Origin of the sequence: Bacillus sp. V33-4, from assembly GCF_002860225.1 — a bacterium.
GTDB lineage: Bacteria > Bacillota > Bacilli > Bacillales > Cytobacillaceae > Bacillus_BJ > Bacillus_BJ canaveralius.
The window spans coordinates 1-8,095 of the sequence record NZ_PGVC01000043.1 but is presented as its reverse complement, the minus strand read 5'-3'; the positions used below and the strand labels follow the sequence as shown (position 1 = coordinate 8,095).

Sequence of the window (8,095 nt, the reverse complement as noted above, 5' to 3'; positions counted from 1 at the left end):
CTTGACACTTACTCGGGTTGGACTTTCACCAACTAGCAATTAACGGCTTGCTGGGCACGCATATACAAAAAAGCAGGGCAGTCCCTGCTTTTTACTCTCCATTAAAAGTTTCAATCAACTTCGTAAAGTTACTTTCACTGACCCCTTCATATTCGGCAAGCTGCTTTATTTCAGGAAGTATATTAAAGCTGTGGATAAAAATTTGTGTTCCGATCAGAAAAAAGAATTGGACAATGATAATTTTGATCAAAATTCTTTCAAATGTTTTCATTCTATCTAGCCCCTAAAATGATGTTCTATTCTTCTAGTATCGGAGCCTTCGATTTAAATTATTCTATAAGGGCAAACCTTTTTTCTTCAAGGCAAGCTGTCTTTCAAAACTAAACCTTAGCAGCATCTGCCTTTCCTGGCCGGATATATCGATAAATTGCAGCGAAATTCTGTTTCTGTTAGGGCCGGTTGCTGCTATTCTGACGATCTTGCTTTTCAGATTAAGATAATGGTATTCGCCGCTTTGCATCGGTAAAACGAACCAAGTATTGATATGCTGTCCCTCGTGCAAGCTGACACCTGTTCCGGAAAGTATTGCCGCGCCGCCGGCACTTATGTCATCTGAAATCGTCGTAAATGGCGGAAATTCTCCGTTTAAAGGATGCACCGCCACATCTGCCAGAGTTTCAATGCGGACATATTGTCGCCGCTGGATTTTTACAAGATGCTCTTTTCCGGGATAGCGCAATTTCAGCATCGGAATCTTTTGCTTCACCCTTCCTTTCACTTCGCAGTCAAATAAATAAACAGTGCCCTCTTCCGCCACAAAACTTGCCTTTAGCTGTGTCCCATCAAGCAGGAATACTGTTTTCCCTGTATTCATATTGATTGGGTAATCTATGTATAAGTCCTCACCTGATCGATCGACAAGCTTACACTTGTACTTTTCTGAATCACCCGAGTAACTGGGCTCAAGAATAATTACATCACCAATCTTTAGCATATTGTCTACACTTCCCTTATAAGGAGAATGAAAAGATAATCTTTCCATTTTTATTATAAAGAATGAATTTCATAAAGCAATTCTTTAATTGAAAAACGGACAGTTATTTAAAATTAACATAGTATTATTCGTTTCCTATGGCATACTCTTCCTCGTTCGTTTTTTCTTTTTAACATATTACATTGTGAAACGAACTCATAATAAGAAGCTCGCAGCTTTTAAGAAAAACTTTTCAAAGAGAAAAAGGAAAGCCTTTTCAGACTTTCCTTTCAAACGACATCCTCATAGGTTGCTTCCGCATTATGAAGCTTCTCCACTTCCTCTTCGTCTCCGCTTTCAGCATTAATATAAACTCGGTACGTATCATTACCAAGAGTTCCCAAGAACTCGTAGCAAAGGACTTCCTGATTAAGGTCATTCATTATAACAGCAAGGCGATTCTCCATAATCTCTACATTTGGATTAATTTTTGCCCTTGCTTCCTCTTCAGTCAGGACAGGAGCGGCCATTTCCCTCGTTTGATGTGATCGTAAATAATCCTCGGCAGAAAGACCGATTATTTGTCCGTTATCCATAGCGACTTGGACCCTGATACTGTCCGGGTATACTCTGACACCATCCTGGCTTGTAACAAAAGTTAACACACCAACGTTATCATATTGGGAGCTTTCAAACAGGTCGAGATTCTGAAAGCCATTGTCTTGTAAATACCTGGCTGCGTTGTTGCTAGCTTCGTTCAAGCTGATTTTCTGGTTCTTAACATCACGTTTAACCATAAACCAGATTGGATGGCCGCCTTTTTTTGTTACGTCCATGGTTGCTTCAAGATTGCTCCGTCTATCCTCCATGGAAACACTGTAAAAGCCGAATTCCGAGCCGTCTCCATTTTCCGTTACCTTGGCCTTAACATCCTTGCCCATTCCTGTGTATTGTCTGGCGATTTGGACAGCCTTCTTCTCATTGATCTTCGGACCTTCCAAACGATTAAAGTTTCTGTCATCTTCCTGCATATTGACAAAGGCAGGTCCGAAATCTGTTTCCGAATATCCTTCAACCGTTTTCTCCACTGTCTTGAACCCATCAATAATCGTATTGTCATCAGGCTCGTCTCCTGAGGCAAGCGCCATGTCGACATCCATCCAGCGCAAATTGTTTGCAAGAACCATATGTTGGACCTTTCTGAGTTCCTTCTGAATATCCGCCGATTGACCGTAAAGATTGTTCAGCGCTGCATATTCTTTATCGGAGAGCGGTTCTTTTTCCAGGTCCCTAACCGCTGTCTGATAACTGAAGTCTCCGATTTGCGAAAGAAATTCTTCGGTTTTATTAAATGGCAGGATTGTCAACGGAAGCTCCCCGACATTGGTGTGTGCTTCAGATGTAATTCTCCAGACATCTGCAAGAGCCGGAGACAATGAATTTCGGGAATTCATCGCTAATGTTGTACCAATCTTATCGTGCAATAAATCGATCTGATAGGTTAAATCATGGAAGGCGCGCTGATAGTTATTTTCCGAGTTAACCAGGATAGCGTTTTTTTCCCGATGCTCCTGGTACCCCCAGAATGCTGTCCCTGCTACTGCCACGGCGAGCACACCAATCAGTATATTTCTAATCATATTCTTTTCACCCCTATCGACAGAAAATATGTTTTCCGATTTGTTTTATTTGCGGCCTTGTCCATATCCATCCCGATGTTGCCGTATCAGGATTAAAGTAATAAATGGCATTTTCGCTTGGATCCCAGCCGTTAATTGCATCAAGTACGGCTTTCCTCGCCTGTTCATTTGGTGTCAGCCAGATTTGTCCGTCCGCTACAGCCGTGAACGCCCGCGGTTCAAAAATGACGCCTGCAACCGTATGCGGAAATGATGCACTTTCAAGCCGGTTTAAAATAACTGCTGCGACCGCAACCTGCCCTTCATATGATTCGCCCCTTGCTTCGCCATAAACCGCATTGGCCATCAGTTGGATATCATTTTGTGAAAAACCATTTGGCACATTGGCTGCCGTAGGCTGGGCCGGCCGGGCAGGTGCTGGAGCTGACTGGCCAGCGGGTGCTTGAGGCTGAGTTTGTCCGCCTCCCTGAGCCCCAGGCTTCTTTTGTTTGTTAAGGTCTACCCCTCCATAATGGGAGAATTTATTTCCTTTATTAATTTGCTGCTTAACAAACTTTTCATTATACTTGGATGCTTTTACCAATTTGTTCTTCGTTGTCTGTCCAACAAGCCCGTCGACCGGAAGCCCGAATTCATATTGGAAGTTTCGGACTGCCCAGTATGTTCCCCACCCAAAAACCCCGTCAATATCACCGTTGTAATAACCGATATACTGCAGCCTTGATTGCAGCTCAATCACATCTTCCCCTACAGCCCCATGCTGTATTACTTGATTTGTAAAGGCAGCCGCGTTTTGGTCGTGGCTGACCGTTGGAATCAGAATACATAGGGACAAGGACATCAATACCTTAACGGATAATAACTTCTTTTTCATCACAGTTACCCCCAGATGTATAACTACTTTTAAGCATTGACCCTATTTTTTGTAGTGGTAGGATTTTTATTCAAAAAAGGAAAAAAACCCTTCATCATGGCTGAAAGGTTTTTGGAATATCATATTGGGCCTTTACGTATTGGGTGCTTAGTGCTCTTGCCATTTTTACCTTGCGCAGGCCGAGCCACCAAAGGAAAATCATAAACGGAAAAATAAAAGACGTCCAGTTATCCCGGGAAAGAAGGATATAATCATAGGTACCGTGGAGAAAAAACGGGGTAAAAAGGGAGAAAATAATCCATTTTTTATTTGAGTTAGCAGAAAACTTCCCTTTTCCAATATAATAGCCCATTATGACCCCGAACAAGGCATGGCTTGATACAGGTAAAAGGGCGCGGCCGAGCGCGTGCTCGAGGCCATTGGCAATTAAATACATAATATTTTCTGCAGTCGCGAACCCGAGAGATACAGAAGCCCCATAGACCACTCCATCATACGGTTCATCGAAATGAACATGCTTATATACAGTATAGAATAATACAAACCACTTGAAAAATTCTTCAAGCAAGCTTGTCGAAAAAAATGCCGAAACAAATCCCGATTGAACAATGTGCTCTGCTTCTAACACATATTGGATAAACATAATCGGAAATACGAGCAAAGCTCCAAAAACAAACGTTTTTAAAACCATTGACAAAGGCTCAGTTCCATATTGGTCTTTTAAATAAAAATAGCTTAACAGCGCTAAACCGGGCGCTATCCCGGCCGATAAAATTCCCAGCATGAGCTGTCCTCTTTTCAATCTGTTTCCTTAATCGTATCATGTAATTAGAGGAATGAAAATCAATTCTTGCTTCTAGACAAACAGAAATGAATTACTGGGGAGGAACTAACAATGAAAAAAAATATCCTTGTTATTCACACAGGCGGGACCATCTCAATGAGTGAGGACGCTGCAGGTTCAGTTAAACCGGAAAAAAACAACCCGCTCATTGAGAAAACCGCCGTGCTAGCCAGCATGGCAAACCTGATAATTGAAGAGCCATTCCGCCTGCCTTCCCCCCATATAACAATAAAAGAGATGCTCCAATTAAAAAAATTAATTGAAAAAACTTGTTCTGCAAGAGCAATCGATGGTGTCGTCATTACACATGGAACAGATACATTAGAGGAAACAGCTTATTTTCTAGAACTCACTGTCACAGCTAAAGTACCAATTGTGATCACCGGGGCAATGAGGTCCAGCAACGAAATTGGCTCGGACGGCTTATATAATTTAATGTCGTCGATTAAAACAGCAGCCAGTGTTGAAGCAAAAGGAAAAGGTGTATTGGTTGTATTAAATGATGAAATTCACACCGCCAAAAATGTCACAAAAACGCATACTAGTAACGTATCTACTTTTCAAAGCCCACAGTTTGGCCCGATCGGCATGGTGACGAAAAGGGGCGTTTTATTCCATCACGCACCAACAAGAAGGGAATGCTACGATATAAAGGATATATCAAAGCAAGTTATTCTTTTAAAAGCCTATGCCGGAATGGACTCGACTCTGCTGACTGCGGTCAGTGAAATGAATGTTGACGGTTTAGTGATTGAAGCGCTTGGCCAGGGCAACCTTCCACCTGCTACTCTGGAAGGAATAGAAAAGCTGCTTGCAAGCGGGATTCCGATCGTTCTTGTATCTCGCTGCTTCAACGGCATTGCTCAGGATGTATATGGCTATGAAGGGGGCGGCAAGCACCTGAAGAAGCTCGGAATCATTTTCTCAAATGGATTAAATGGCCAAAAAGCACGGATCAAGCTAATGATCGGCTTAACCCATACTGGCAATAAAGAAAAAATTGAAGCGATGTTTCAGATATAGGAAAAGCTGCTCCGCACATGCTGAGCAGCTTGTTTCAAGAAGGTAAGCCTCTATTCCTTAAAGTTTCTGCAATCATGCTGCCATGAAAGCGTCCGTTTTCAATGAAAATTTCGTTTGCATTATTGCCAGCTGTGATCACACCTGCAATAAAAATGCCCTTCACATTGGTTTCCATCGTGTCAGGGTTGAAATGTGGTCTGCCCGTTTCTTCGTCGACGTTAATGCCCATTTTGGTCAAAAAGCTGTGGTCAGGATGATACCCCGTCATCGCAAACACGAAATCATTTTTGATTGTATGATCTTGATCGTTTTTCGTGTAGATGACGGCATCTTTCGTGATTTCCTTTATATGTGCTTCAAATTCCATTTTGATCTTTTCATTTCGGACTAATGAGTCGAACTCCGGCAAAATCCATGGTTTGATGCTCGGTGAATATTCGCTGCCACGGTACAGAACTGTAACCCGTGCTCCCGCCTTCTCAAGCTCGAGCGCTGCATCAACACTTGAATTTTTACCACCGATAACGGTAACGTCTTTATCAAAAAAAGGATGGGCTTCTTTAAAATAATGGGCAACCTTCGGTAACTGTTCCCCAGGTATATTCAGATAATTAGGATGATCATAATAGCCTGTTGCCACGATGACAACAGGAGCCGTGTAAACCGATTTATCCGTTTCAATCACAAATTCCTGCTCGCTGCGTTGACTGACTTGGACCACCTTTTCAAAAGAATGGATGCGAAGTTCTTTTCGCTTCACAACCTCCCGGTAATAGGAAAGGGCCTGATTTCGCTTCGGCTTATAATTTTCTGTTATGAATGGCACGCTGCCAATTTCCAGTTTTTCGCTTGTGCTGAAAAACGTTTGATGGGTTGGATAATGGTAAATCGCATTGACAATATTTCCTTTTTCGATCACAAGAGGGTTTAGACCAATTTCCTTTAACGCAATCGCCGCTGACAAACCGCACGGCCCGCCGCCAACAATAATCGCATTTTCTTTGTTCACTTATGTTCACTCCTTAAAAACACTTCGGCTGGAGTATTAAAAAACTCCTATCTTTTCATGATAGGAGATTTTATCATTTTATACAAATCGAACGATTGCTTGTCTTTCGGCGGTGATGCCGCTAGCTAAATCCAGCCCCGGAAGCGGCTCGCTTCCGCCATCTTCCTTACTCCGACCATATATGCCGCGAGGCGCATATTAACACGGCGGTTCTGTGCTGTGTCATAAATATTATTAAACGATTTGCACATCACTTTTTCTAATTTCTCTTCCACTTCTTCTTCTGTCCAATAGTATCCCTGGTTATTCTGAACCCACTCAAAATAAGATACGGTAACACCGCCGGCTGAGGCGAGCACATCCGGGACAAGGAGGATTCCCCGTTCGGTTAAAATTTCGGTAGCTTCCAATGTAGTTGGCCCGTTTGCCGCTTCAACAACAATCGCTGCTTTTATATTATAGGCGTTGTCTTCCGTGATTTGGTTTTCAATGGCAGCCGGAACAAGAATATCACAATCCAATTCAAGCAGCTCTTTATTTGTTATCGTATTATTAAATAATTTTGTTACAGTTCCAAAGCTGTCACGGCGATCGAGCAGATAATCAATATCTAAACCGTTTGGATCATGCAGACCGCCATAAGCATCAGAGATCCCAACAACTTTAGCGCCTGCATCATTCATAAATTTTGAGAGGTAACTTCCGGCATTTCCGAACCCCTGAACGACCACCCTGGCGCCTTCCAGCTTGATGCCTTTCTTCTGGGCCGCTTCTCTTATACAGATCGTTACACCTTTTGCCGTAGCTGATTCACGGCCGTGCGACCCTCCCAGTACGAGTGGCTTGCCTGTAATAAAGCCGGGTGAATTAAATTCATCAATCCTGCTGTATTCATCCATCATCCAGGCCATGATCTGCGAATTTGTAAACACATCCGGAGCAGGAATATCTTTTGTCGGCCCGACAATCTGGCTGATGGCCCGGACGTATCCCCTGCTTAAGCGTTCAAGCTCACGGAACGACATATCGCGCGGATCGCAGACGATTCCGCCTTTTCCGCCGCCATATGGCAAATCAACAATTCCACATTTTAAGCTCATCCAAATTGAAAGAGCTTTAACTTCAGTTTCTGTTACATTCGGATGAAAGCGTATCCCACCTTTGGTTGGGCCGACTGCGTCATTATGCTGGGCCCGGTAGCCAGTAAAGATTTTTACAGAACCGTCATCCATCCGAACCGGGATTTTCACAGTCATCATCCGAATCGGTTCTTTCAATAATTCATAAACCTCTTCAGAGTATCCAAGCCTTTCGAGAGCTTTATGTATGACAGTTTGGGTTGACTTTAAAACATCATGCTTGTCTTTATCATTTATATGGGTCGTGCCTTTCTCGGCTACCATTCCATAAACCTCCTAAAAAAATCACTTTTGCGGATGCAGTCCGCTTTCATTCAAAAGTATACACCTTTGCTTGATTTATGCAAGAAGAAAAACCTACTTTTCGGCATATTTTGATTATTCATTGAAAGCGTTATCAATTCAAGTGTTTAAAGGAATTATTGACCACATTATATCAACTGTTTTCCCTTCAGCAATGAACAAAAACAACTGTCTATTCATTTTTCAAAACGAATTGTAGCTCCACCAAAAGTTATTAGAAAATAATATTTTATCACTAGCGTTGCATTAAATAAAAGCGAATTTGTCAAGCTCAAATCAAATAAATTTAT

General features: G+C 42.4%; 8 protein-coding genes. 1 reads left to right on the top strand and 7 read right to left on the bottom strand.

The window, feature by feature from the left end; all coding sequences use genetic code 11:
- Window positions 1-91: 91 nt before the first annotated feature.
- From CVD23_RS15580 to prsW, 5 genes are all read right to left on the bottom strand, one after another.
- Complete coding sequence (locus tag CVD23_RS15580) at window positions 92-271, bottom strand: YpfB family protein (RefSeq protein ID WP_101575785.1); 180 nt, start codon at window positions 269-271, stop codon at window positions 92-94.
- Window positions 272-334: 63 nt separating this feature from the next.
- Window positions 335-994, bottom strand: a complete 660-nt coding sequence (locus tag CVD23_RS15575; RefSeq protein ID WP_101575784.1) for a flagellar brake protein — start codon at window positions 992-994, stop codon at window positions 335-337.
- A gap of 269 nt (window positions 995-1,263) precedes the next feature.
- On the bottom strand, window positions 1,264-2,613 hold the full coding sequence (gene ypeB, locus CVD23_RS15570; RefSeq protein WP_101575783.1) for a germination protein YpeB: 1,350 nt from the start codon (window positions 2,611-2,613) through the stop codon (window positions 1,264-1,266).
- A 13-nt stretch (window positions 2,614-2,626) separates the two neighbouring features.
- Window positions 2,627-3,487 carry a spore cortex-lytic enzyme gene (gene sleB / locus CVD23_RS15565; RefSeq protein ID WP_101666513.1) on the bottom strand — a complete coding sequence of 287 codons (861 nt, stop codon included), beginning with the start codon at window positions 3,485-3,487 and terminating at the stop codon, window positions 2,627-2,629.
- A gap of 94 nt (window positions 3,488-3,581) precedes the next feature.
- Window positions 3,582-4,271, bottom strand: coding sequence for a glutamic-type intramembrane protease PrsW (prsW, locus tag CVD23_RS15560; protein WP_101575781.1), 690 nt, complete (start codon window positions 4,269-4,271; stop codon window positions 3,582-3,584).
- A gap of 111 nt (window positions 4,272-4,382) precedes the next feature.
- Between prsW and CVD23_RS15555 the strand changes: the two genes are divergently transcribed.
- Window positions 4,383-5,354, top strand: coding sequence for an asparaginase (locus CVD23_RS15555; RefSeq protein ID WP_101666512.1), 972 nt, complete (start codon window positions 4,383-4,385; stop codon window positions 5,352-5,354).
- Window positions 5,355-5,388: 34 nt separating this feature from the next.
- Here CVD23_RS15555 and CVD23_RS15550 read toward each other — a convergent pair whose 3' ends face one another.
- Together CVD23_RS15550 and CVD23_RS15545 are read right to left on the bottom strand one after the other, a co-directional pair.
- Window positions 5,389-6,363, bottom strand: coding sequence for a YpdA family putative bacillithiol disulfide reductase (locus CVD23_RS15550; protein WP_101575779.1), 975 nt, complete (start codon window positions 6,361-6,363; stop codon window positions 5,389-5,391).
- A gap of 125 nt (window positions 6,364-6,488) precedes the next feature.
- The gene (locus CVD23_RS15545; protein WP_101575778.1) at window positions 6,489-7,766 is read right to left on the bottom strand and encodes a Glu/Leu/Phe/Val family dehydrogenase; all 1,278 of its coding nucleotides are present in this window, start codon (window positions 7,764-7,766) and stop codon (window positions 6,489-6,491) included.
- Between the last annotated feature and the right edge of the window lie 329 nt (window positions 7,767-8,095).

Excerpts from the sequence above, each read along its gene's own strand:
- prsW (WP_101575781.1), bottom strand. The coding sequence starts at position 4,271 with ATGCTGGGAATTTTATCGGCCGGGATAGCGCCCGGTTTAGCGCTGTTA.
- ypeB (WP_101575783.1), bottom strand. The coding sequence starts at position 2,613 with ATGATTAGAAATATACTGATTGGTGTGCTCGCCGTGGCAGTAGCAGGG.
- CVD23_RS15545 (WP_101575778.1), bottom strand. The coding sequence starts at position 7,766 with ATGGTAGCCGAGAAAGGCACGACCCATATAAATGATAAAGACAAGCAT.
- CVD23_RS15575 (WP_101575784.1), bottom strand. The coding sequence starts at position 994 with ATGCTAAAGATTGGTGATGTAATTATTCTTGAGCCCAGTTACTCGGGT.
- CVD23_RS15580 (WP_101575785.1), bottom strand. The coding sequence starts at position 271 with ATGAAAACATTTGAAAGAATTTTGATCAAAATTATCATTGTCCAATTC.
- CVD23_RS15555 (WP_101666512.1), top strand. The coding sequence starts at position 4,383 with ATGAAAAAAAATATCCTTGTTATTCACACAGGCGGGACCATCTCAATG.
- sleB (WP_101666513.1), bottom strand. The coding sequence starts at position 3,487 with ATGAAAAAGAAGTTATTATCCGTTAAGGTATTGATGTCCTTGTCCCTA.